General features: G+C 38.7%; 25 protein-coding genes and 5 tRNA genes. 15 read left to right on the top strand and 15 right to left on the bottom strand.

The features are described from left to right. Positions 1-7: 7 nt before the first annotated feature. Complete coding sequence (gene rpoB, locus F9856_RS07810; RefSeq protein ID WP_202106264.1) at positions 8-3580, bottom strand: DNA-directed RNA polymerase subunit beta; 3573 nt, start codon at positions 3578-3580, stop codon at positions 8-10. An 864-nt stretch (positions 3581-4444) separates the two neighbouring features. Then, positions 4445-6868 (bottom strand): penicillin-binding protein PBP1B, encoded by a 2424-nt coding sequence (gene pbp1b / locus F9856_RS07805; protein ID WP_202106263.1) that lies wholly within the window; start codon positions 6866-6868, stop codon positions 4445-4447. 153 nt (positions 6869-7021) lie between these two features. Here pbp1b and tyrS point away from each other — a divergent pair, with 153 nt between their 5' ends. From tyrS to F9856_RS07790, 3 genes are read left to right on the top strand one after another with little or no spacing between them, the layout of a single operon-like run. Next, positions 7022-8278, top strand: a complete 1257-nt coding sequence (tyrS, locus tag F9856_RS07800) for a tyrosine--tRNA ligase (protein ID WP_011922558.1) — start codon at positions 7022-7024, stop codon at positions 8276-8278. A 3-nt stretch (positions 8279-8281) separates the two neighbouring features. Continuing rightward, entirely contained in the window at positions 8282-9064 is a 783-nt protein-coding gene (locus F9856_RS07795) for a TMEM175 family protein (RefSeq protein ID WP_024397940.1), read from the top strand. A 53-nt stretch (positions 9065-9117) separates the two neighbouring features. After that, positions 9118-9495, top strand: a complete 378-nt coding sequence (locus F9856_RS07790) for an HIT family protein (RefSeq protein WP_202106262.1) — start codon at positions 9118-9120, stop codon at positions 9493-9495. Between the two features lie 27 nt (positions 9496-9522). On the opposite strand, the gene F9856_RS07785 is transcribed toward F9856_RS07790, so the two are convergent. From F9856_RS07785 to F9856_RS07755, 7 genes are all read right to left on the bottom strand, one after another. Then, a complete protein-coding gene (locus F9856_RS07785; RefSeq protein WP_004195563.1) occupies positions 9523-9732 on the bottom strand; it encodes a heavy-metal-associated domain-containing protein in 210 nt (69 codons plus the stop codon). Continuing rightward, positions 9729-10175 carry a CopY/TcrY family copper transport repressor gene (locus tag F9856_RS07780; RefSeq protein WP_202106261.1) on the bottom strand — a complete coding sequence of 149 codons (447 nt, stop codon included), beginning with the start codon at positions 10173-10175 and terminating at the stop codon, positions 9729-9731. The genes F9856_RS07785 and F9856_RS07780 overlap by 4 nt, the downstream gene beginning before the upstream one ends. A gap of 98 nt (positions 10176-10273) precedes the next feature. Beyond that, entirely contained in the window at positions 10274-11785 is a 1512-nt protein-coding gene (locus tag F9856_RS07775; protein ID WP_202106260.1) for a zinc ABC transporter substrate-binding protein AdcA, read from the bottom strand. A gap of 9 nt (positions 11786-11794) precedes the next feature. Then, on the bottom strand, positions 11795-12607 hold the full coding sequence (locus F9856_RS07770) for a metal ABC transporter permease (protein WP_202106259.1): 813 nt from the start codon (positions 12605-12607) through the stop codon (positions 11795-11797). Continuing rightward, the gene (locus tag F9856_RS07765; RefSeq protein ID WP_002936595.1) at positions 12600-13304 is read right to left on the bottom strand and encodes a metal ABC transporter ATP-binding protein; all 705 of its coding nucleotides are present in this window, start codon (positions 13302-13304) and stop codon (positions 12600-12602) included. Before F9856_RS07765 ends, F9856_RS07770 begins: the two co-directional genes overlap by 8 nt. Further along, entirely contained in the window at positions 13305-13748 is a 444-nt protein-coding gene (locus F9856_RS07760; protein WP_004195554.1) for a zinc-dependent MarR family transcriptional regulator, read from the bottom strand. A gap of 409 nt (positions 13749-14157) precedes the next feature. Further along, positions 14158-14436: a hypothetical protein gene (locus F9856_RS07755; RefSeq protein ID WP_202106258.1), complete on the bottom strand. Its 279-nt coding sequence runs from the start codon at positions 14434-14436 to the stop codon at positions 14158-14160. A 211-nt stretch (positions 14437-14647) separates the two neighbouring features. Here F9856_RS07755 and F9856_RS07750 point away from each other — a divergent pair, with 211 nt between their 5' ends. From F9856_RS07750 to F9856_RS07695, 12 genes are all read left to right on the top strand, one after another. Continuing rightward, a complete protein-coding gene (locus F9856_RS07750) occupies positions 14648-15016 on the top strand; it encodes a hypothetical protein (protein ID WP_202106257.1) in 369 nt (122 codons plus the stop codon). A gap of 249 nt (positions 15017-15265) precedes the next feature. After that, positions 15266-16024 (top strand): endonuclease/exonuclease/phosphatase family protein, encoded by a 759-nt coding sequence (locus F9856_RS07745; RefSeq protein ID WP_202106256.1) that lies wholly within the window; start codon positions 15266-15268, stop codon positions 16022-16024. 18 nt (positions 16025-16042) lie between these two features. Next, positions 16043-17362 (top strand): FtsK/SpoIIIE domain-containing protein, encoded by a 1320-nt coding sequence (locus F9856_RS07740; protein WP_202106255.1) that lies wholly within the window; start codon positions 16043-16045, stop codon positions 17360-17362. A 90-nt stretch (positions 17363-17452) separates the two neighbouring features. Next, positions 17453-17767 carry a hypothetical protein gene (locus F9856_RS07735; RefSeq protein WP_004195544.1) on the top strand — a complete coding sequence of 105 codons (315 nt, stop codon included), beginning with the start codon at positions 17453-17455 and terminating at the stop codon, positions 17765-17767. A gap of 41 nt (positions 17768-17808) precedes the next feature. After that, positions 17809-18198, top strand: coding sequence for a hypothetical protein (locus tag F9856_RS07730; RefSeq protein WP_004195539.1), 390 nt, complete (start codon positions 17809-17811; stop codon positions 18196-18198). A 9-nt stretch (positions 18199-18207) separates the two neighbouring features. After that, positions 18208-18531 carry a hypothetical protein gene (locus F9856_RS07725; protein ID WP_202106254.1) on the top strand — a complete coding sequence of 108 codons (324 nt, stop codon included), beginning with the start codon at positions 18208-18210 and terminating at the stop codon, positions 18529-18531. A 24-nt stretch (positions 18532-18555) separates the two neighbouring features. After that, entirely contained in the window at positions 18556-19317 is a 762-nt protein-coding gene (locus F9856_RS07720; protein WP_202106253.1) for a metallophosphoesterase, read from the top strand. Positions 19318-19328: 11 nt separating this feature from the next. Next, positions 19329-19850 (top strand): metallophosphoesterase, encoded by a 522-nt coding sequence (locus tag F9856_RS07715; protein WP_202106252.1) that lies wholly within the window; start codon positions 19329-19331, stop codon positions 19848-19850. A 180-nt stretch (positions 19851-20030) separates the two neighbouring features. Then, the gene (locus F9856_RS07710) at positions 20031-20813 is read left to right on the top strand and encodes a rolling circle replication-associated protein (protein ID WP_004195527.1); all 783 of its coding nucleotides are present in this window, start codon (positions 20031-20033) and stop codon (positions 20811-20813) included. A 13-nt stretch (positions 20814-20826) separates the two neighbouring features. Beyond that, positions 20827-21033: a DUF3173 domain-containing protein gene (locus tag F9856_RS07705; RefSeq protein ID WP_018377894.1), complete on the top strand. Its 207-nt coding sequence runs from the start codon at positions 20827-20829 to the stop codon at positions 21031-21033. Between the two features lie 3 nt (positions 21034-21036). Next, complete coding sequence (locus F9856_RS07700) at positions 21037-22170, top strand: tyrosine-type recombinase/integrase (protein WP_202106251.1); 1134 nt, start codon at positions 21037-21039, stop codon at positions 22168-22170. 62 nt (positions 22171-22232) lie between these two features. Further along, positions 22233-22784, top strand: a complete 552-nt coding sequence (locus F9856_RS07695) for a hypothetical protein (protein WP_202106250.1) — start codon at positions 22233-22235, stop codon at positions 22782-22784. 73 nt (positions 22785-22857) lie between these two features. On the opposite strand, the gene F9856_RS07690 is transcribed toward F9856_RS07695, so the two are convergent. The 6 genes from F9856_RS07690 to F9856_RS07665 form a co-directional block, all read right to left on the bottom strand. Next, complete coding sequence (locus tag F9856_RS07690; RefSeq protein ID WP_202106249.1) at positions 22858-23472, bottom strand: hypothetical protein; 615 nt, start codon at positions 23470-23472, stop codon at positions 22858-22860. Between the two features lie 252 nt (positions 23473-23724). Then, a tRNA-Leu gene (locus F9856_RS07685) sits at positions 23725-23808 on the bottom strand. 11 nt (positions 23809-23819) lie between these two features. Continuing rightward, positions 23820-23891: transfer RNA gene (locus F9856_RS07680), tRNA-Gln, on the bottom strand. Positions 23892-23902: 11 nt separating this feature from the next. Beyond that, a tRNA-His gene (locus tag F9856_RS07675) sits at positions 23903-23975 on the bottom strand. A gap of 7 nt (positions 23976-23982) precedes the next feature. Beyond that, a tRNA-Trp gene (locus tag F9856_RS07670) sits at positions 23983-24053 on the bottom strand. A 7-nt stretch (positions 24054-24060) separates the two neighbouring features. Further along, positions 24061-24141 (bottom strand) — tRNA-Tyr (locus F9856_RS07665). Between the last annotated feature and the right edge of the window lie 16 nt (positions 24142-24157).

Raw genomic sequence — 24157 nt, 5'->3', positions numbered from 1 at the left:
ATTCTAATTATTCTTTGCCTTCTGCTTCTTCTGCGGCAAAGGCTGCGGCTGCGTCAGCTGCGGCTTTTGCACGTGCTTTTTCAAGATCATCTACGTGGATGATGTCATCATCTTCACCTTCATCAAGGTCACGCAATTCTACTTCGTTGTTGTCTTCATCAAGGACACGCATATCCAAACCAAGTGATTGCAATTCTTTGACAAGAACGCGGAATGATTCTGGAACACCTGGTTTTGGAATTGGTTTACCTTTGGTGATGGCTTCATAGGCTTTCAGACGGCCTGTCACATCATCTGACTTGTAAGTCAAGATTTCTTGAAGGACGTTAGAAGCACCGTAGGCTTCAAGGGCCCAAACCTCCATCTCACCGAAACGCTGACCACCAAACTGAGCCTTACCTCCGAGTGGCTGTTGGGTAACGAGTGAGTATGGTCCGACTGAGCGGGCGTGGAGTTTATCATCAACCATGTGGTGAAGCTTGATCATGTACATGACACCGACAGACACACGGTTATCAAATGGCTCACCTGTACGTCCATCGTAAAGAATGGTCTTGGCATCTGAATCCATACCTGCTTCTTTAACAGTTGACCAGAGGTCTTCTGAACTTGCACCATCGAAAACTGGTGTTGCGATATGAATGCCCAAGTTGCGAGCCGCCATACCCAAGTGAAGTTCCATAACCTGACCGATGTTCATACGTGATGGCACCCCGAGTGGGTTCAACATGATGTCAACTGGTGTTCCGTCTGGAAGATATGGCATATCCTCAACAGGTACAATACGTGAAACGACACCCTTGTTACCGTGACGACCGGCCATCTTATCTCCGACCTTAATCTTACGTTTTTGAGCGATGTAAACACGAACCAACATGTTAACACCTGATTGCAATTCATCACCGTTGGCACGGGTAAAGATTTTCACATCACGAACGACACCATCGGCACCGTGAGGTACACGAAGAGAGGTATCACGTACTTCACGTGACTTGTCACCGAAGATCGCGTGCAAGAGACGCTCTTCAGCAGAAAGATCTTTTTCACCTTTTGGTGTGACTTTACCAACAAGAATGTCGCCCTCTTTAACTTCGGCACCAATACGGATAATCCCCATTTCGTCCAAGTTGCGAAGGGCATCTTCACCAACGTTTGGAATTTCGCGTGTGATTTCTTCAGGGCCTAACTTGGTATCGCGTGTTTCTGATTCGTATTCTTCCAAGTGAACAGATGTATAGACATCGTCTTTCACAAGGCGTTCAGACATGATAACCGCGTCCTCGAAGTTGTAACCTTCCCAGGTCATGTAGGCAACGATAGGGTTTTGACCAAGAGCCATTTCCCCATTTTCCATAGAAGGTCCATCTGCGATGAAGTCACCTTTTTCTACGATGTCGCCCAATTTTACAAGGGTACGTTGGTTGTAGGCAGTACCCGAGTTTGAACGACGGAATTTAGAAATGTGGTAGACATCAAGCGATCCATCTTCACGACGCACTTCTACCTTGTCCGCATCTGCGTAAACAACCTTACCATCGTGTTGAGCGATGATTGCCGCACCTGAGTCGTGGGCAGCCTGGTATTCCATACCAGTACCAACGTAAGGCGCTTTTGGATCAATCAATGGGACAGCCTGACGTTGCATGTTGGCACCCATGAGGGCACGGTTGGAGTCATCGTTTTCCAAGAAAGGAATACATGCTGTCGCAACGGCAACTACCTGTTTTGGAGAAACATCCATGAAGTCTGCTGAATCAGCTGGGAATTCCTGGTTGTTACCTTGGTGACGTCCCATAACAATCTTATCAACGAAACGGTTGTTTTCATCAAGTGGTGATGTTGATTGTGCTACGATGTAGGCATCTTCTTCATCCGCTGTCAACCAAACAATTTCGTTTGTAACTGTACCAGTTGCACGGTCAATCTTGCGGTATGGTGTTTGGATGAAGCCATACTTGTTGAGGTGACCATAAGAAGACAAGTTGTTGATCAAACCGATGTTTGGTCCCTCAGGCGTTTCAATCGGACACATACGACCATAGTGAGTGTAGTGAACGTCTCGAACCTCATAACCAGCACGGTCACGAGTCAAACCACCAGGTCCCAAGGCTGACAAACGGCGTTTGTGAGACAACTCAGAAAGTGGGTTGTGTTGGTCCATGAACTGTGACAACTGAGATGAACCAAAGAATTCTTTAATTGCAGCTGTAACAGGACGGATATTGATGATTTGTTGTGGCGTCAATACTTCATTGTCTTGAACCGACATACGCTCACGCAAGTTACGTTCCATACGAGTCAAACCGATACGTACTTGGTTGGCAAGCAATTCACCAACGGCACGAATACGACGGTTCCCCAAGTGGTCAATATCATCTACACGACCAAGACCCTCAGCCAAGTTGAGGAAGTAGCTCATTTCAGCCAAGATGTCCGCAGGTGTTACTGTACGTACGTTTTCTGCTGGATTAGCATTACCAATCACCGTCACAACACGTTCTGGATCCTTAGGAGCTACAATCTTGAATTTCTGCAAAAGAACTGGTTCAAGAAGAACAGCGTTGTCATTTGGAATATATTCTACCAAGTTGAGCTCATCGAATTGTGCTTCTACTTTTTCAAGCACATCACGACTCAATACAGTACCAGCTTCCAAGACAATTTCGCCTGTCTCACCGTTAATCACATGCTCAGCAAGTGTTTGGTTGAGCAAACGAGTACGGAGGTTGAGTTTTTTATTAATCTTGTAACGACCAACAGATGCCAAATCGTAACGACGTGGGTCAAAGAAACGAGCTGTCAAAAGGCTACGAGAGCTTTCAGCTGTCTTTGGCTCACCTGGACGAAGACGCTCATAGATTTCCTTGAGGGCTTCATCTGTACGAGAATCTGCTGGGTTTTTATGAATATCTTTTTCAATGGTATTGCGAACCAATTCGCTATCGCCAAAGATATCAAAGATTTCATCATCGCCTGAGAAACCAAGCGCACGAACAAGCGTTGTGAACGGAATCTTACGCGTACGGTCAATACGAGTGTAGGCAATGTCTTTTGAATCTGTTTCCAATTCCAACCAAGCTCCACGGTTAGGAATAACCGTTGAACCATAACCAACTTTACCGTTCTTATCTACTTTATCATTGAAGTAGACACCTGGTGAACGAACTAACTGAGAAACGATGATACGCTCTGCACCGTTGATGATGAAGGTACCCATTTCAGTCATGATTGGAAACTCACCGAAGAAGACTTCTTGTGTCTTGATCTCGCCAGTTTCTTTATTCACCAGACGGAAAGTCACATAGATTGGAGCTGAGTAGTTCGCATCATGCGCACGCGCCTCTTCCAATGTGTATTTAGGCTCTTTCAATTCATAACCAACGAATTCCAATTCCATGGTATCCGTAAAGTTTGAAACTGGAAGTACATCTTCAAAGACTTCTTTCAAACCATAATCTAAAAAGTCTTGGAAAGAGTCCGTTTGGATTTCAATCAAATTTGGTAAATCAAGAACTTCCTTGATTCTTGAAAAACTACGACGGGTACGGTGCTTACCGTACTGAACTTCATGTCCTGCCAAAAGTTTTCTCCTTTGTAATAAGATACTAAGCCGTAAACAACTCAAAGAAAAATAGGAAACACGACGACGGAGGCAAGCCTCCTAGGAGCTGTTTATCTTTTTTCACAGAGTTGTAGGCGAGTTCAATTAAAAGATACGAGACCGTGAAAACCAAAGTGAAAATAGGAGAGTGACGCCGTGTCACCAGACACAAGGAGCTCTATCTTTTTCACACAGGTTTTAGGTCGAGTTCAATTAAAAGATACGAGGACGTAAAATTCGAGAGAAAAATAGGAAATCGACGTAGTGCCATCAGACACTAGGAGATTTATCTTTTTTCCGACGAATTTAGTCCGAGTTCAATTAAAAGATACGAGGACGTAAAATTCGAGAGAAAATAGGAAATCAACGAAGTGTCATCAGACACTAGGAGATTTATCTTTTTTCCGACGAATTTAGTCCGAGTTCAATTAAAGATACGAGGGCGTTTAACACTCCAAAAGAAAATAAGCGGTAAGTCCGAAATCTTTGATTTCGTTGACGCATCCTCGTCAGAACGACCAGGACTTTCTTGACAGAATGTCGAAGAAAGTTCAGACGTTTACGACGCCAAGGGGTAAACAAAGTCAAAGTTCTACAGGAGTGTAGCCCGAGTTCAATTATATACAGCCATGTGATGACTAATATTCATCCTTTTTCTGAATTTTTAGAATCTTTAAGAATAGGTAACAATTCTCAAAAAAATTCCTCATAGACACAAAAAGAGCAGCTAAATCTTCCTTTGAAAAAGTTTGATTTAACTGCTGCAAGCCTTGTCTGGACAATATTTCAAACAAGACACACGACAAATAATTTACGCTATTATAGCACAAGTACTAGGAAAAATCAAGGTGAATCATTATTCGCTTGCTCACTAGTTGCTGTTTGCGTTTCTGATGACTGGTTCGTGTTATTAGCTGAAGAACTCGTTCTACTCCGAGTCGAACTGCTTCGTTGGGTTGAGCTACTTGATGTTGGCGTTTGGGAACCGATAATTGTATTCCAAGCCTGTGCTCGGTCACTATCTGTCCCCCCAACCATGAAGTTATAACTCGTTACTGGTGCACCATTTTTAGCCCAATAACTAGTTGTCATCGCACCACCAACTGTTACTTGGCGCCCATTTACCTGTGTCGTCCCTGCACGTTGACCTGTAGAAGCAACGACACTAGAAGCAATAACACTACTGTCTAATTCAAATTTTCCTGCGAACATATCCGCATTAACATTGTAAAGCGCATCAACCATATAGGCCACATATTGTGAATTATTGTGGTAGCCTGTCCAGACATACATTTCTGAGTTATCATCATTCCCAGCCCAGGTACCTAAAGTTACTCTAGGGGTTGATAGCATGAGCCACACGTCATTGACTTCATTACTTGTTCCCGTCTTACCGACGAAATCAGATGATGCTGCCTGTGGGTTTAAACCACTCAATCGACTCTTGAACGTCGTAGTATAACCAGAGTTGACAACCTGTCTCAAAAGCTGGTTCATAATACTTGCAGTTGCTTTAGAATAGACCTGAACCGGAGCCGCTTCATGCTGATACACTACTGTTCCATCAGAAGCAGTAATGCTTTCAACAATGTAATGTTTGTTATAAACGCCACCATTTGCCAAAGTTTGATAGGCATTGGTATTTGTCAATACTGAAATTTCAACACCACCGCCCAACGGTACACTTTCAATATCGTACATAGGAATATGATAATTCATTTTATCCATGTACGCTTTGGCATCTACACCTGCATTTCTCATCATCTTATAGGTCCAAAAAGCAGGAATGTTAACAGAACGGTCAATAGCCGTCTGTAAGTTCATCATACCAGTACCACGTCCTGAACCATACATAATCGGTTGTCCACTTGAGAAGTTCGTTGGATAATCGGAAAGGATGCTGGCAGAACCTATCAAACCTTGATCAATCGCAATACCGTAAGCTAACAGAGGCTTGATGGTTGACGCTGGCGAACGAAGAGTATCAAAGGCATGGTTATTTTGGTTGGTTGCATAATCGCGACCACCCACAAATCCTAAAATGGCCCCTGTGGCATTATCAATTAAGACACTGCCTGTCTCGACATATTCGTTTCCATCATCCAAAACAGAGCCATAATTTGCCACAACAGACTGCATCGCCGCATAGATTACTTGATCAACGGTACTCTTGATCGTATAGCCGCCTTGACTCAATTCTTGCTTAGCCAATTCTTCATAGGAAGCCTTAGTTTCATCGTTTTTCAAGTCATTTTCAGAAACCTTATCGCGTTTTACCAGATAATCAAACATAACCTCTTGCGCTTCTTCCATGACCTCGTAGTAGAGATAATCTTTCGTATCCGCCATTACAGGAGCTGGAGCAATAAAATCTTGTTTAATATCGTAAGCTTTGTAGGTTTCGTATTCTTCCTTGGTCAAGAATGACGCCCGATACATATTAAAGAGAACATCTTGATAGCGTTCAATACCGTAAATCATATCTTCATCTGATTTACGTGTTCCATCTGATGCATAGGGAGAATAAACAATCGGACTTTGAGGTAAGCCTGCAATAAAAGCAGCCTGCGGAACAGTCAAGTCTTTCGCTGGTTTACCAAAAATTCCCTGAGCCGCAGCTTCTACCCCTGCAATATTTCGTCCCTGATTATTTCGACCAAATGGAGAAACATTTAAGTAAATGGTCAAAATCTCTTCCTTGGTCATATTCCGCTCTAATGCCAAAGCCGAAACAATCTCATTAGCCTTACGCGTAAAGGTTGGAGCATCTCCGACAAGTTGCTGTTTTATCAATTGCTGCGTCAAGGTTGAACCACCGCTAGATGAACCTAGACCAACTGATCCCAGTGCCGCACGCAAAACAGCCTTAGGCACAACCCCATTGTGGGTTTCAAATGTTTCATCCTCTGTCGCAATTACAGCCTGTTTTAGATAATTCGAGACCTCTTCCGAAGTAATGGGTACACGAAGCAGATCTGAATTAACTTCCGACACCAAGCTACCATCCGAATAGGTAACGGTGGAAATCCGACTAACTTCTGAAACCTTCGCTACCAGTTCCTCTGTTTTGGGAATCTTAACGTCATCAAAAAGACTAACCACGAAACCAATTCCTATGCCCGCACCAAAAAGACCGAATAGGAACACCAAGACAGCTACTGAATTGAATAATAATTTCAGCGTCCGAAGGAAAACTCCTACTACATCCCCTAAGCCTAGGGCACTGATTTTCTTTTTAAAATCTTGCTTATCTGATTTAGTCGTCATATTAACTCCTTATCGTTCCATTATACCAAATTTTGTTTATTTTCCGCAATTTCGTGGTATAATAGGGAGAAATTTTTTAAAATGAAGTTCGGTCCAAAAATCATATAAAATGATTTATGGTCCTGTATATTAAACCTAAAGGAGACAGCCCACATGAACATTTTTGAAGAACTAAAAGCTCGTGGCTTGGTCTTTCAAACGACAGACGAAGAAGCCTTGGTAAAAGCATTGACAGAAGGACAGGTTTCTTATTACACTGGATACGATCCAACAGCAGATAGTTTACACTTGGGGCACTTGGTTGCTATCTTAACCAGCCGTCGTTTGCAGTTGGCTGGCCACAAGCCTTACGCCCTAGTTGGCGGTGCGACTGGTCTGATTGGCGATCCTTCCTTCAAGGATGCGGAGCGCAGCTTGCAAACCAAGGACACCGTGGACGGTTGGGTGACAAAAATTCAAGGTCAGCTTTCTCGCTTCTTGGATTTTGAAAATGGTGACAACAAGGCCGAAATGGTCAACAACTACGACTGGTTCTCAGACATCAGCTTTATCGACTTCCTTCGTGATGTTGGTAAATACTACACGGTCAACTATATGATGAGCAAGGACTCTGTGAAAAAACGGATTGAAACAGGGATTTCCTACACCGAGTTTGCTTACCAAATCATGCAGGGCTATGACTTCTACGAGCTTAATGACAAGCACAATGTGACCCTACAAATCGGTGGTTCTGACCAGTGGGGCAACATGACAGCAGGTACTGAATTGCTTCGCCGCAAGGCTGACAAGTCTGGTCATGTCATGACTGTACCACTTATCACCGACTCGACAGGTAAGAAGTTCGGTAAGTCTGAAGGCAACGCCGTTTGGTTGGATGCCGACAAGACTTCCCCTTATGAAATGTACCAATTCTGGCTCAATGTCATGGACGATGATGCTGTTCGTTTCTTGAAAATCTTTACTTTCTTGTCATTAGATGAGATTGCTGAAATCGAGAAACAATTTGACGCTGCCCGTCATGAACGTTTGGCTCAGAAGATTTTGGCTAAGGAAGTCGTGACATTGGTTCACGGTGAAGAAGCCTATAACCAAGCCCTTAACATCACCGAGCAATTGTTCGCAGGCAACATCAAAAATCTGTCCGCAAAAGAACTCAAACAGGGCCTCAGCAACGTTCCAAACTACGCTGTACAGGCTGAAGACAACCTTAACATCGTTGAACTCCTAGTCACCTCTGGTATTGTCAACTCAAAACGCCAAGCTCGTGAAGATGTGCAAAATGGTGCCATTTATGTCAACGGTGAGCGTGTGCAGGACTTGGACTATACCCTTTCTGACAGTGACAAGATTGACGGCGAGTTGACCGTTATCCGTCGTGGGAAGAAGAAGTATTCTGTTTTGACTTATTAAGCGATGAAAAATACCAAGCAAAATCCTAAAAATCAAGAATTTTTGAACGACTACTTTGAACAAATGGCTCAGGAAGCCAGTCTTTTGCATCCTGAGTTAGAGCATTTGTCTGCCGATGAACGTCAAGCATTTTTGGACCAACTCTATCGTGAGGATGAGACACGTCGTGCCAAACGCCTGAAGGAACATCTGGAGGTGTTCTCCGACGCAGTGATTGGGGTTATCATCACCATGATGTTGCTGGAAATTCCTTTACCGAGCGACACTGTTGATACACATCACTTTTTCACTGGCATCCTCATCTTCTTTGTATCCTTTTTCATCGTGGCGGATTTTTGGTATGACAACCACAAGATTCTGGGACAGATTGAGCACGCAACCAGCAAAATCTTGATTGTTCAATTCAACTTTATGGCAACGCTAGCCCTCATTCCCCTCTTTACTCGGTGGATGATGGAAGGCATAACTACCACGGCTGTTGTTGGTTATGGGGTCGTGACCATTGCAGTCAATCTCTGTCAATCCATTTTGAATTACTTTGTCCTACAAGAAAAGTTTGCCGGAACAACATATACAAAGCGGTTTGTTTCCATGGCACACTTACGACAATTGGTGACCGTCGCCCTTTTCAACATCGTCGTTATCCTATTTGCTTACTTTAATCCGACACTTGCCTTTTATTTCTACATTTTACGCCCAATCGTATCTTTCCTAGGAGCAGCCTTCTTCGAAAAGAGACGGCAGGAGCGGAAAGAAAAAATGGCAGTTAGAGTAAAACACATATAATTCCCAAGGAAATCCTATGTGATTTCCTTTTCTGCTAACCTAGGAGAAAAGACATGACCTGCATTTTTTGCCACCAACTCAAAGAAGAAGATATTCTCTACCAGACGGAACATTTCAAGGTCGTCTGGGATATTGACCCTGTCCAAACAGGGCATCTACTGATTATCAGCAAGGAACACTATGACACGCTCAGCCAAATCCCTTCTGCTGTTCGCTATGAGCTATCGGACTTGGAAGTCTTTTTGACTGATAAACTCTGCCAAGCATTGACAATTGACGGTGTGACCATAGCCTGCAACGATCGCTTGTTTGATGCTGGAACCCACTTCCATGTCCACCTGATTCCACGCTTTCGATCAGACGGCTTCTGGGACCAAATTTCACTTGCACAAGTACAGCTGGACCTGACTCATTTTCTCAAAGCATTATAAAAAGCAGCCCGACGGCTGCTTTTTCGCTTATACCAACTCTTCTACTTCATAGACCGTATCTTCCAAGGCCTCTTGATAACCTTCCAAGTCATAGGCTACAGAGGTTTCCACCTCCGCCAACTGCTGATCCAGCTGGATTTTCACCTCTTCCACCCCATCCAAGTCCAAGAGGCGATTGGTCACATGTTTAACACAGTTTTGACAAGACAGGTTTTTCAACTTCAAGATTTGTTTCATCGTAGTTCTCCTTTTTTATGATGACCACAGGTACATTGCCCCGCCAAGCACTGACAGACCACATGCTCAGGTGCTGATTCTTGCAACTGACGAATTTTTATCGCCAACTTTTCTAAAGTCTTTTTGGAAAATATCCCTGTCTCTAGCAAGTTTTCAACCAGTTGTCCCTGCTTTGTGGAGCATATGGTAGCCAGTAAGAGCTCCACCTGCCCCTGCAAATGGTCCTCTTCACTGATAAGCGGGTAGTAGTGGTACTTGCTAGTTTCCTTAGCCATTCTCAAATAGTTTTTCTTCCGCAGCCGCCCCAAAAGTGTCTTAATGGTCGTCGCCTGCCAATCAAAGCCTTCCTGCAAGACCTGAATAATTTCCTGGGAAGTCGCACCAGGCTGGGCCCACAAGACCCGCATGACCTGCCACTCCGCAGCTGAAATCGTCTGCTCCACACATTCACCTCCCAACAATAATTTTCTAACTTTAGTTTACGTTTGTAGTCAAAAATTGTCAAGAAGAAAGACTGAACAATCCGTTCAGCCTTACTCTCTTAATGAGCCAGCATTTCCTGACCAATTTCCAAACCAGTCAATCCAACTGGATAGTAGGTCGGCCAGTTTTCCAATTCTTCCAACAGTTTTTCTTGGCTCTCTCCACCAAAATAGATATGGAAGTGACCTGTTTTGACAGGTGCGATATTGTGGTCGCTAAATTGAACATATTTATAGTCACCTGCGTTTGCATCCGTTGCTTCAAACAAGAAACGAACACCACGATTTCCTTTTTTGTAGGTCAAAATCTTGTAGCCCACATACTTATACGTGAATTTTTCTTTCTTATCTCCCACTACAAATTCCATGGTATTATCTGTAATGTTAATTTGATCAACATCTGTTTTGTAGCCAGTATCGTAATAAACCTTGTACTCTTCAGCTGTCATACCACCTTTGATCTTAGCCTTGTAATCCCAGACCTGATCTAGTGTACCATCAAGCAAGTATGGATAAACAGATTGCCACTCACCTACATAATCTGAAAGAGTACGATCTTTTACGGCACTATCTTCAAAATAACCATTATAAACAGTTTGCGCAGTCTCAGCACCCTCTTCTGGCAAAATTTCAGAACCTTCTTGGGAAGTTGTTTTTTCAAGGGCAGTCAGATTATCTTCCATAACAGAAATATAATCCTTACCATTTTTCATATCCTCATCCGTCAAACTTTCAAGAGGATTAAGAACGTCCAACTGAACTCCAGTCTCTTTGGCAAGTGTTTCTGCAACAGATTTTGACGCATTTTCTTCAAAATAGATATACTTAATACCATATTTATTAATATACTCTGTCAATTCTGCTAGACGTGATGGAGTTGGATCTTCATCTGCAGCAACACCTGTAATAGAAACTTGTTTCAAACCATAGTCCAAAGCCAAATATGCAAATGCAGTATGCTGTGTAACAAAGTATTTCTGTTTCGCAGCAGATAATGTTTCAGAATATTTAGCATCCAAAGCATCTAATTTCTCAATATAGGCTGCCGCATTTGTTTCAAAAGCATCTTTCTTTTCTGGGTATTTAGCTACCAAACTATCACGAATATTTTCTACAAGTGTGATGGCACGCTCAGGAGACAACCATACATGCGGATCATAAGCATGGCTATGCCCCTCCTCGCTATGGTCGTGACCTTCATGTTCCTCCTCACCGCCAGGCAAAAGCAACATCCCCTCCGTCGCACTAATCACATTAACCTTTGTTGTATCAAGTGATTTTTCAACATCATGGACCCATGTTTCCATATTCTCATTTTCATAAACAAAAGCATCTGCCTCTTGGATACGAGCAATATCTTTAGCTGACGGCTCATAACCATGAACCTCTGTCCCAGCCTTAACCAACAGATCAACATTAGCTTCATCACCTGTCACCTGCTTGGTGAACTCATAAACAGGATAAAAGGTCGTTACAATATTCAACTTCCCATCTTCAGAAGCTGTGCTATTGCTACAAGCCCCTAAAAGCAAAGCTGAGACAGAAAAGAATAATAAACCAACTTTTTTCATCTTAACTCCTTATTTTTTAAATTTTTGAACAACATTCACCAGTAAGAAAATACTAATGAAAATCAAGGTAATACTTGCACTCGCTGGGGTTTCTGCATAGTAAGAAGTCAGCAACCCCATGACCATTCCAAAAAAGCCTATGCCCATCCCCGTAAAGATAACAGCTTTAAAACTCTTACCAAGTCGCAATGCAATAGAAGCAGGCAAAACCATAATTGTTGAAACCAGCAAAGCACCTGCCGCAGGAATCATTAGAGCAATGGCAACACCAGTCACCACATTAAAGGCAATGGACATAGCTCGCACAGGCAATCCATCTACAAATGCCGTATCCTCGTCAAAGGTAAGAATATACATAGGACGTAAAAATAGTAATGTCAGCACAATGACAATCACAGCAATCGTAAACAAAGCAATTACCTGCTCCTGACTAATGGTCACTATCGAACCAAACAGATATTGTTCCAGGCTAAGCCCTGATTTCCCACCAGATTTATTCATGACAATGAGCGAAATAGCCAAACCAGTCGACATCAGGATAGCCGTCCCAATTTCCATAAAGTTCTTGTAAATCGTACGCAAATACTCTAAAAATACAGCTGCCACAATAACGACAAGAACAGTCGAAAGTGTTGGTGAAATCCCCAATACCAAACCAAATGCAACCCCTGCCAGCGAAACATGACTAAGAGTATCCGACATCAAACTCTGCCGTCTAAGTATCAAAAAGCCCCCCAAAATGGGCGAGAACAGACTCATCGCAATGATTGCCAGGAAAGCACGCTGCATAAAGTCATAATGAAATACAGATAGATCAAACATGGGCAACCTCCTCATCCGCTTCATGAACATTGAAACAACGCCAAGGAGACTGCTGATCACGAACCAAGTGAATGTTTCGATCAGCATACTTATTCAGCTCATCAGGATCATGAGTTATCATCAAAACCGACTTCCCATGCTTCTTAGCCGAATGATGCATGAGCTGGTAAAAAGCATCTTTGGTCCCTGCATCCATCCCTGTTGTCGGTTCATCCAGAATAAAAATATCTGGATCAGAGGCAAACATACGCGCAATGACCGCACGTTGCTTCTGCCCACCACTCAAAGCACCTAAGCGCTTATCTCGATGTTCCCACATACCAACTGATTCCAAACTAATCCGAACATGTTCCTCATCATGGGCTGTCAAACGACGAAACCAACCTTGTCGAGGATAACGCCCTGATTTTACAAATTCGTAAACCGTGCTTGGAAAACCAGCATTAAAACTTGCAATTTGCTGAGGTAAATAGGCCATTCTTAGCTTCTTACCCTTTATACTCTTCTCAGCAATAGAAACCTTCCCTTGTTTGGGCTTCAATATCCCCAAAGTCGCCTTAATGAGGGTTGTCTTGGCTGCGCCATTCTCACCAGTCAAAGTCACAAATTCCCCACTATCAAGATAATAATGAATATGTTCTAAAACCGGTTCTTTGTCGTAGTAAAACGACAAGTCTTCCACAGTAATATATCTCATTTATTTTCTAATCTTCTCCACTAACTCACTTAAGAATCGAGCAATTGACTCCTGCTCTTCAAGACTATAATGTTCCAAAAGCTCTTCATAAGCTTCCAAGGTATGCGCGTGATGATGAGCATGCTCTGCAGCAATAGGCTTAGCAGCCTCAGTCAAACTAAAGCGAACAATACGAGCATCCTTATCATCTCTAACCGCTACCAATAACCCCTGAGCAACTAATGATTTTGTAGCCTTCGTGATCGCAGCCTGACTAACATTCAACTCCTTAGCAATCTCAGTATTAGTATATGCAGCCTTTTCAATAAGCATCAAAATATGCTCCTGCGTATTCGTCAACTTCACCGTGCTTTGACAAGATCCAACCAAAATCTCCAATTGATTCTCCGAACTCAAAACAATCTCGTGCAGGTACTTCTCAATTTCTAATGCAATACGATTCATAGGCATCCCCTTAACCTTTTAATTAACTTGTTAAGTATACCACATAGAAAACAAAAAAACAAGGAAAATTTACTGAAAAAGAGTATATCTATCCATAGCAACTCGTAAGCCTTCTTAATAAAAAAGAAACACCAAAAAAGAGAGAACGAATTTCGTCCTCTCTAGGTGTTAGCTTTTCGTCTACCCACTACAGTTGACAATGAGCCAGAAAAGACAAGGCTTAGAAACCTTGTCTTTTCAATAACTTTAAACTATACCGGCGGCCGGGGTCGAACCGGCACGTCCTTGCGGACACTGGATTTTGAGTTTGGCACTCGAAGTTTTAATAGGATGAAAACCGATAAAATCGGCATTATAAGTAACTACTTCTATCAAAAAAATGGTAGATTTTTTTATTTTTAGTAACTTTTTAGGATTTACTTTTCTTCAATTTATCCATTATTTCTTTGCTCAACTGATTAAGTTCCTCGTCTGTTCCAAGTTCTTCTCCAAACAACTTACTGAAAGTAAAAGATTTATAAACTTTATCACGGCTTTCCTCAGTACCATCATCAAGTAATTTTAGATAATATTGAAAGTCTCTAACTACTCTCTGCTTTACTGTCTCAAAATCTTCATCTTCAGTAACTGAATAATTAACAGGTCTCCATTCCTCAACCCATTGAATTACATCATCCCAATATCCCATTTTGTCTCACTTTCCAATTATTATTTTACTATGTGTTGAATTTATTATAACCTCCCTGTAAATAATTATCAATCACATACTAAGGCTAACTTGAAGTCAATATTTTTTATATTTTGCTTGCCATATGAAAAATTTAGTGTTATACTATAGGTAGTCAATACTCAATAAATTAAAAACTTTTTAGAAAGAGGGATTCTTAATGAGGATTCAAATGAGATTATCTAAAGAAGGTCGTATCGTTTTGGAGGAATTAAAATTAGAATATCTAAAGAAAGGGGAAGAAAAAACCTCTGGAGTAATTCTGGATGAGATTTTTGAACACTTTAAACAAAATTTTCAGAAAGTAAATTGGAAGTTTGTTCAAAATGAACCTGAATTTGATGATATTTTAGCAGATTATACTTCTGTCAATCCTACAACTCTTAATTTAACCGAAGAAACAATCAATATAATGTATGAAATCAGAGACCATTTCAATAAAGTGTTAAAAATGAAAAGAACCGTCTACCGTTCATTTATTATTCGAATGATTTTGAAAGCTTACAAACTAGAAAGGCAAGGTACAGATATTTATTTATAATAGATGTTTATTTCATCTATTATAATTTTAAATCAATGGGTAGTCAAAAATGAATAATTATTTTGGCTTTAAATTTATTAGAACGAGGTGGGTTCATGTTTGAAATTGACCAAGAAACTTTAGATTACTTCTACGAAGAATTGGAAAGCTATTATGATGAGGACGAACAAGGAGAAATTTTTGACGGACTAAACGACTAGGAGGAGATTTCCCCCTCTTGCTGATTTACTAATAGAAAGGTTTATTATTATGACACAACTTACGATTTCCACTTGGAATATCAACCAACGCTCAGGGATTGGAGAACAAATTCCTGATATGGTTGTAACTGAACTAAAACAATTAGACACAGATATTATATGTCTAACAGAGTATGTAAAGACTGAAAACCATAATTTATTCTGTACTAGATTACAAGATATTGGCTATGAAATTTTTGTAGATGACTGTACTCTTGATTTTGGAAATGAAATTCTAATAGCTATTAAAAGTTCTTTAATTACTGATAGTAAATTCACTACCATTGATAATGATGATAGTAATCCAAATTTTTTGCGAGTTACAGTAAATATATTTGGTAAAGAGTTAAATATTATCGGTACTCGTATAAAAATTGGTGGAAAAGATGTTATTAAAGATTTTAAAGAACGCAAAATACAGTTAGATAATCTAATTGCAAATTTACCTTTAAGGCAAGACAACACAATAGTTCTAGGCGACTTTAATAATGGCTTCTTCAAACAAAATGATGATGTTTATTCCTACCAAGGAAAAGCTAGGGAATTTTACTCTTATCCATTACTTGTCAAAGAAATGAGTCAATCAGGTTTAACTGCATATACTCCATCAGATGTAAATTCTTGGAAGTATTGTAAATTAGACCATATTTTCGCTAATGTCCCTATATCAAATGAAAATTATTCCTGGAAATTCATAAAAAATCCTGATTATCAAAATAAAGTCGGTTACCCCGACCACGCAATCCTAACTGCAACTATCTCACTTTAATAGTAGAGAGGAGATTTTATGATTAGACTGAAACATATAGCAGATTTAACAAGAAATTACATTATTTCAAGTCGTCGATTAAGAGTAGTCCATTGGTTGATACTAGGACTGACGGTCTGCACTCTATTTACTATTATCGTAAATATTAGGGCACCTGCTTTTCTTCAAATCCCATTCTTCTTACTAAGTGGTTTTGTTATATATAAAATCCACCTTAAATTAAAATCTTTCAGATATAACCTAGATTTTTATTTAATAATTAGAGAAAGTTTATTGTATGTGCTATATACTAACCGACTTTATACTGCTCAAAAAGATAGTACAGGACATGAAAAAATTATTAGGAGTGCAACCTTAGAATATGAGCTAGATAGGCAAAAGGGTCACGTACTTATTAAAGCTCTGATTACAGGCGATGAATTTAGCAAAAAAGTACAGTCACTTAATGATGTCCTTGCTGGAGTTCTCGAACTTGAATTAGACGAGAAAATTATCCGTCCTAGTTTTGTAGAGTACCACTTTTACTACAAAAAACCAGAAAGATTAACTCTACAATCTCACAGCCAAAAACAAATGACTAACAACCTTAATATTGATTTAGGATACGGAATAATCTATGACCCTGTAAAATGCCCTCACATTTTGGTTTCAGGAGGTACAGGAAGTGGAAAGTCAGTTTTTATTACTTTCTTGATTTTAGAACTTCTCAAGCGACAATCAACTGTCTACATAGCAGACCCAAAAAACTCTGACCTGGGTAGCTTGTCACATTACTTTGGAGAAAAATATGTAGCAACCACTCCTAATAATATCGCTCGTATTGTCCGTTTAGTAGTCGAAGAAATGCAGGAACGATATCAATATATGCGTGATAACTTTCTATACGGCTCAAACTTTGCAGACCATGGCTTTAAACCTCTATGGCTGATTTTTGATGAAATGGGGGCATTTCAAGCGTCAGGGATAGATAAAAAATCAAGAGAAATCATTGCCGAAGTTATGGACGGAATTAAACAAATTATTTTACTTGGAAGGCAATCAGGTATATTTATCCTTGTATCAGCCCAACAAATGAGAGCCGAAACCTTAAATACTGACCTTAGAGATAACTTGGGATTGAGAATCGCTCTTGGTGCCAATTCTAATGAAGGTTATAGAATGGTCTTTGGCTCTGCTACTCCTGACAATTTGAAACCTATTGAAGTAAAGGGAGCTGGCTATCTTTATATGCAGGGTTCAGGAAGAGAAAACGCTCAATACTGGGAAAGCCCCTACTTAGATACCAAACAATTTAATTTTATAAGCGAACTACAATTATATTTAGAGGAAACCAACTAATTGCAATCGATATTTTTACTGAAATTCGTAAGATTTTCAGTAGAAATATCGGTTCCTCATCGCTCAGCGATGATAAGAAAGGAAACTATTATGAAACTAAATGATTTTTTGAAACCTGAGCTCCTTGGTAATCGCTTCTTTGCCGTAAAAGGATATACTGAAGTCTTAGACAGAGAAACCAATAAACCAATAGCTTTACGCCTCAATGTATCAATTCAAGATGAAACCTCAGATTTCTTTATGGAAATGATTCAAGTCAAGGTCAACACTTTAACCCCTACTGCTTCTGTTCAAGAAATGGCAAACAACAAGACTTGTCCTGTTGCACTTAAAGATTTGAACGTTGGACAATTCAATGGCAATCTTTGGTTTGCTTGCTCTGATGTCTTACCTGTAACAAAATAGTTATGTTAAAATATAACAAAAACATATAAAGGAGTTTTACAATGCAAATTTTCACTTATAACGATTTTCTAAAAGACAAAGGAATCATAACTTTTGAACAGGCTGAAAAAATTTATGAGGATTTAATCAGCTCGGTAAATATTCATGATTCAGAATTCCTTGAATACTGGCAAAGACTAATTGAGCTATGTGCTCAATATGCCGAGGCACGTGGTAAGTTCTTAACTATACCATTAGCCGAGAAGGATTCTGCTAATAAATCAAGGACGCGGATTCATGATTCAATTATTATTCAACTCAAAATTATTAAACGATACGCTGAAAAAATTGGAAATGATACCTCTTGGTTTGATAAGTTTCATGACGATAGAAAACGAATGGGGGATTTTGCTAATTACTTAAATTATGTCTACGCAGTAAATGCAAGATAGGAGAAACCAATGATTGAAGATGTCAACTATTATTCTCAACCTCCTGGAAAATATTCCGATTCAGAATTACAAGCAATAAAAGATTTATTAGAAGTAATGATATTTTTTATTGATGATACTCCTCATACTAATAATAAACGAATTTGGTTTGAGCCACTCAAATATTGGGAAAATACAAATTATATAAGGTTCTCACACCAAATTGACTTTCATTCTTTACATCGTATCGCTGAAGAAGATTTAAGTTGGGAAGGTGGATATAAGTTCAAACCTCAACAAATTGAAGATATATTAAAGTGGATGCAAACTCAAGAATGGATAAGAAATGAGTAAGAAGTCATTTCAGTAGGAGGTTATATGTCTAAAATTTATGCCATGTCCGATATTCATGGGCATTATGATGAATTTATTGAAAGCCTGTCAAAAGTGGATTTATCTGATACGGACAATCGACTTATATTGCTTGGCGACTACATAGATGGCGGTTCACAATCTTTTCAAGTTATATCAAAAATCATTGAACTAGAAAAGAAGTTTCCTGACCAAGTTATCACTTTATTAGGAAATCATGAAGAATATTTTTCTGAGTGGCTCTTTGAGGAAGACGGAGCTTCTAAATACACTTCTTATGATACTATAATTAGTTTCATTGGTCAGAATAGGCGAAAAAATATCGTTGATACAGTTTTATCAGATTTTTCTCTTTCTGATGAAGAATGCCTAGTCCAAATTAACAAGAAAATAAGAGACTGTGTTACTTCTGAATATCCTGCAATAGTAGATTGGTTTAGAAATAAATATTTTAATTCAGAACGTTTTTATGAGACTGATAATCAAATATTTGTCCATGCTGGAGTTGATGAAGAGTTCGGAGAAAATTGGAAATTGTATTCTAATCCTGATATTTTTACTAACAAATTTCCAGCAAGTATCGGATTTTTTTATAAGGATATTATTTCAGGACACATTGCTTCTTCAGAGGTCGCAAATGACCCAAGCTATCTTGGGAAAATCTACTATGACCAAAAAAATCATTATTTTATTGATGGTTGTGTTGGTAAAAGTCATATCATACCCGTTCTTTGTTATAATACCGTCACTCAATCATATAACTACTAGGAGGGTTACCTATGCAATATTTTATTGCTGACACTCATTTCTTTCATGAAAATATTATTTTAGCTTGTGATAGACCTTTTTCAAATGTGGAAGAAATGAATAATACTATGATTACAAACTGGAATAATAGAATCAAAAATAACGATGATGTGTATATTCTTGGAGATATGTTTTTCCGTGCTGATATTAAAGAAATCAATAATACCCTAAAACAACTTAAGGGAAAAAAATATCTGATTCATGGAAATCATGATGATTATATAAATCACCCTGATTTTGATACATCTGAATTTGTATTTATAAAGCCCTACTATACATTTAAACATAACAAAAGAAAATTTATCTTATTCCATTACCCAATACTAGAATGGGAGGGTAAAAAACAAGGAAGTATTCTTTTATACGGTCATGTTCACAATGATTGTCCTGATTACTATTCAAAAGTTTTGGGGAACAATGCGATAAATGTAGGGGTTGATGTAAATGATTTTTGTCCAATAAGTTTAACCCAAATATTAAACAATAATACATAACTACTTCTAATCATGTACCTAGGCAAAACTGCCGACTGGAGGTCGGCAAGCTGGAAGCGTGTTTAGCGGAGCGGTGCTTAGGATCACATGATAGAAGTAGGGAGGAGCTTTGCTCCTCCTAGTTTATTTATTATATAGACAATCTTTTGGCGAAAGCCAATCAAAAAGGAACTATTTTTTATGACCTCATATAATAAAAAAATAGTCCGCACTTCTTCCTATATTGAAATTTGGGAATATGATAAGCCAATATTTTCAAAAGGAAAATCAATTACAGATACTAATACTGAAAACAAGGAAAAATCAAAACGCAGAACATTTGACGAACTAACACCAGAAGAACAAGAACAACGTCTTGAACGCATGAAAAAAACTCGCTTAGAAGCAAAGTGGAGCTTACTCCGCCTAGTCGATTGTAACTTTGATGATACGACTTCTTTTCTTACCTTGACCACTAAAGAAAATATCAGCGAGAGAAACGAATTCAAAGACTTACTCAAAACATTTATCAAACGCTTTAACTATCACATATTTAAAACTAAGAAAAGCCAATTAAGATATATAGCAGTATTAGAAAAGCAAAAACGTGGAGCATGGCATGCTCATATTCTACTTTTCAGCGTTCCCTATATTCCACATAAGAAACTATTAGAGCTTTGGGGACACGGAGCAGTACGGATAAATAAAGTTGATGTTGATAGCAAAGAAAATCGTGGCCGATATGTTACTAAGTATTTTGAAAAAGGAATTGGACAAGAATTGTTGGAAAATTTCGGTAAACAAGCCTATTTATCATCACGTAATTTGAAAAAGCCTGATGAAGATAAGTTTTACACCTATGAAGTTTTCAACTATGATAGTTCAGTCGTACTATATGAAACGGAATACACTAGCAAAGTTTATAAAGACGGTCAGTATTTCGATAATCTTGTAAAGTATAAGAAAATAAAATTAGATGATTAAAGGAGTAAGTCACATGATAGCAACTGTAAATAAAAATGACCTTGTTGCCCTTGGTTTCTCTGAAGGAACTTCTAAACGTATCATCAGACAGGGGAAAGAGCTTCTAATAGCAAGAGGATTTAGAGTATATCAAAATAAGCGTATTGGAACTATCCCTGCTTCTATCGCTACTGAATTACTTGGTTTTGATGTTCAAAATAGCTCTCTTTCTAGGGGGTAATATATGGCAATTAGAAAAGATAAAGACGGCGGTTGGATAGTTGATATTAGCAATGGCTTTGACCCAATAACACTAAAACAACGTAGAGTAGTTAGAAAGGGCTACAAGACCAAAAAAGAAGCTACCGAAGCAGAACACTACCTAAGAAGTGTAGAGCTAAAAGAACGCTTCTATGGGGCTAAAATAACTGTTTCTATGCTCTATGAACTGCTAAAAGAAGAAGATAGCATAAATTGTCGCAAGATTAGCTATATCAATACTCAAGATAATAACTACAACAGACATATTAAAGATTATTTTTCAAAGGTTGATAATGTTGGAAAATTGACATATGAGGACATATATCAGTTTAGGGAATATCTTAAACAGAAAGTAGCTCAAAATTCAAATAAACCGTTAAGTACAAATACTATCAATAAAATAATGATATTACTCAAAAAAATCTTTGACGTAGGCTTGCGAAAAGGTTATTACGCTACAAATCCTGTAAAACTACTAAAAAAATTACCAATTGAAAAAACAAAAATGCAGTTTTGGACAGTTGAAGAATTTCAGCAGTTTCTAACGCTGTTTGAGCCTGAAGAATACAATATCAAACTACTATTTACCGTTTTGTTCTTTACAGGGTTAAGACTTGGAGAAGCACTAGCACTAACATGGCAAGACATCGACTTCTCAAGCAATACAATTCATATCACAAAATCTATCTATGTCAATAAAGGAATTAGCCACATTAGCACAACAAAGACTAAAGCAGGAACTAGGATGATTATTATAAATAAAAAATTAAGCCAAGAACTACAGCATTGGCAACAGCAACAAAAACACCTGTTGGAACAATTTACAAGCGACAGTTTAACCCTCCAAGTGTTTCAAAGTAACCCTCTCACAATTACGAAAAATGCTATTGAGAAGCAATACAAGAAAATCCTTGAACGCGATGACACACTAAAAAAGATACGCATACACGATTTTAGGCACTCACACGCTTCCCTGCTGATTAACCAGGGGGAAGATTATCTAGTAGTCAAAGAAAGACTGGGACACGCTTCAATCACGACTACGATTGATACTTACTCCCACTTGTACCCAAGCAAACAAAAAGCATTGGCTGATAAACTTGATGACCTGCTATAAAAATTTGATATACTAACTAAAAGAAACATCAACAAAATCTAAATAATATGAAAGGTATAACAATGAAACATAATTTCGAAGTTAAAATTCTAATAAAAGAAAACCTTGGCGAAGACGATAAAACTTATATTCAGAAAGTAATAAACAAGTTAAAAAAACGTTACGGCATAATACAGGAAGGAAATATATATTATAGAAATGAAGTAGAGAAATTTGATGATTACCCTTATAGCGTGAGTTTTGCTTTAAGACTTTCAAGATATACTAGGTATTTTGAAACATTTCAATTTAATAATATTGCAATTGGTGAATATAATCGTATGGAATTCGAGCCAAAAGTATGGAAAGAAAGTCATAATGCAGAGGTTGTAATATTTCTAAAACAAGACTTATCTGAAGAAGAAGAGAAATACATCTTAAATGAAATTGAGAAATATAAAAAAGAATTAGGAATCATACAAGACGGAAATTTATTTTATAGAAATGAAAGAAAATTACTAGATGACTTCCAATTCATACTTAAATTCGGCTACATGATGAGTAAATATAAGAAATATTTTGATGTCTTATATTTAAATAGTATGGCAGAAGGTATCTACAATCATGAACTTTAAAAACTAACAAAGTGTACTATAAACTGTCAAACAGAAAAAGAGGTTTAGACTTTTAGTCGTAACCTCTTCAAATTTAATTAAGAAAATGTGATGCCAAAGGATTAGTTAAACTAACAAAGTAAGTGAACTTCTTATTAGTGAAATCCACACAATAGAAGAAGATACAGTCGTCATCTATTGAAAACTCAACTTGAAAAGGTAGCAATCCATAGAAACTGATAATATTTCTGATATAGCACAAGGTAGAAAACAAAAAAATTTCATCAGCAAATTCTATACCTAAAATTTGATTATGTTCAAGCAGAAAATCACTCCATAATGTAATATCAAATTTATCATTATCTATGAAAAACTCAGTTACTGCCTTGACATTCTTTGAATTAACTTGTGACAATGCATTTAATATTGTAGTATTATCTACGTTGCCAAGAACCAAGTTTGAGATATTGTTACTAATAATAATCTCCGCCCTCCTTTTGAACGTAGAATAGTAGTATTTTGACCCCTCATTTTTTTCTTTAATATAATCACTAATGGTTCTATTATTTAAAGTATTAAACGAAGTACTATAAAACTCAGACTTTGTTAGTGGTAACCTAAAGTGGTCTGGTAAAAAATCGTACTCTGGTCTCCAATCGTTCAAAACAGCATCACAGATATCTTTAACAAGTATTGGGCTAAGTGGCATAAATTTTTCCTCCAAAAATTACTAATGTGTCAATTGCACCTCTATGCAATCTTGCTCGAACGCTCCTCATTACGAAGCCTCCTTTCTCAAAAAGAGCGTATCTTGTTCAATCTCGACTACCCATAGTGTAGCACTAAATTTTTCAAATTGCAAGTCCAATGCAAAAAAAATAGTAATTTTTAGTAACTCAAACAAGAGAAACTACAAGCACAAAATAAAAGACAAGGCTTAGAAACCTTGTCTTTATAACTATACCGGCGGCCGGGGTCGAACCGGCACGTCCTTGCGGACACTGGATTTTGAGTCCAGCGCGTCTGCCAATTCCGCCACGCCGGCATATAGTTGAACTGGGGTAGCTGGATTCGAACCAACGCATGAGGGAGTCAAAGTCCCTTGCCTTACCGCTTGGCGATACCCCAATATTAAAATAGGCGAGTGAGGGGAATCGAACCCCCGAATGTCAGAGCCACAATCTGATGTGTTAACCACTTCACCACACCCGCCATATAACACGGGCAGTAGGAATTGAACCCACACTGAAGGTTTTGGAGACCTTAGTTCTACCTTTAAACTATGCCCGTAAAGGTATGGAGAGAGAGGGATTCGAACCCCCGAACCCGAAGGAGCGGATTTACAGTCCGCCGCGTTTAGCCTCTTCGCTATCTCTCCGAAATATAATATTAAG

Origin of the sequence: Streptococcus suis (assembly GCF_016743335.1) — a bacterium.
Taxonomy (GTDB): Bacteria; Bacillota; Bacilli; order Lactobacillales; family Streptococcaceae; genus Streptococcus; species Streptococcus suis_Y.
This window is presented reverse-complemented; position numbering and strand designations above follow the sequence as displayed.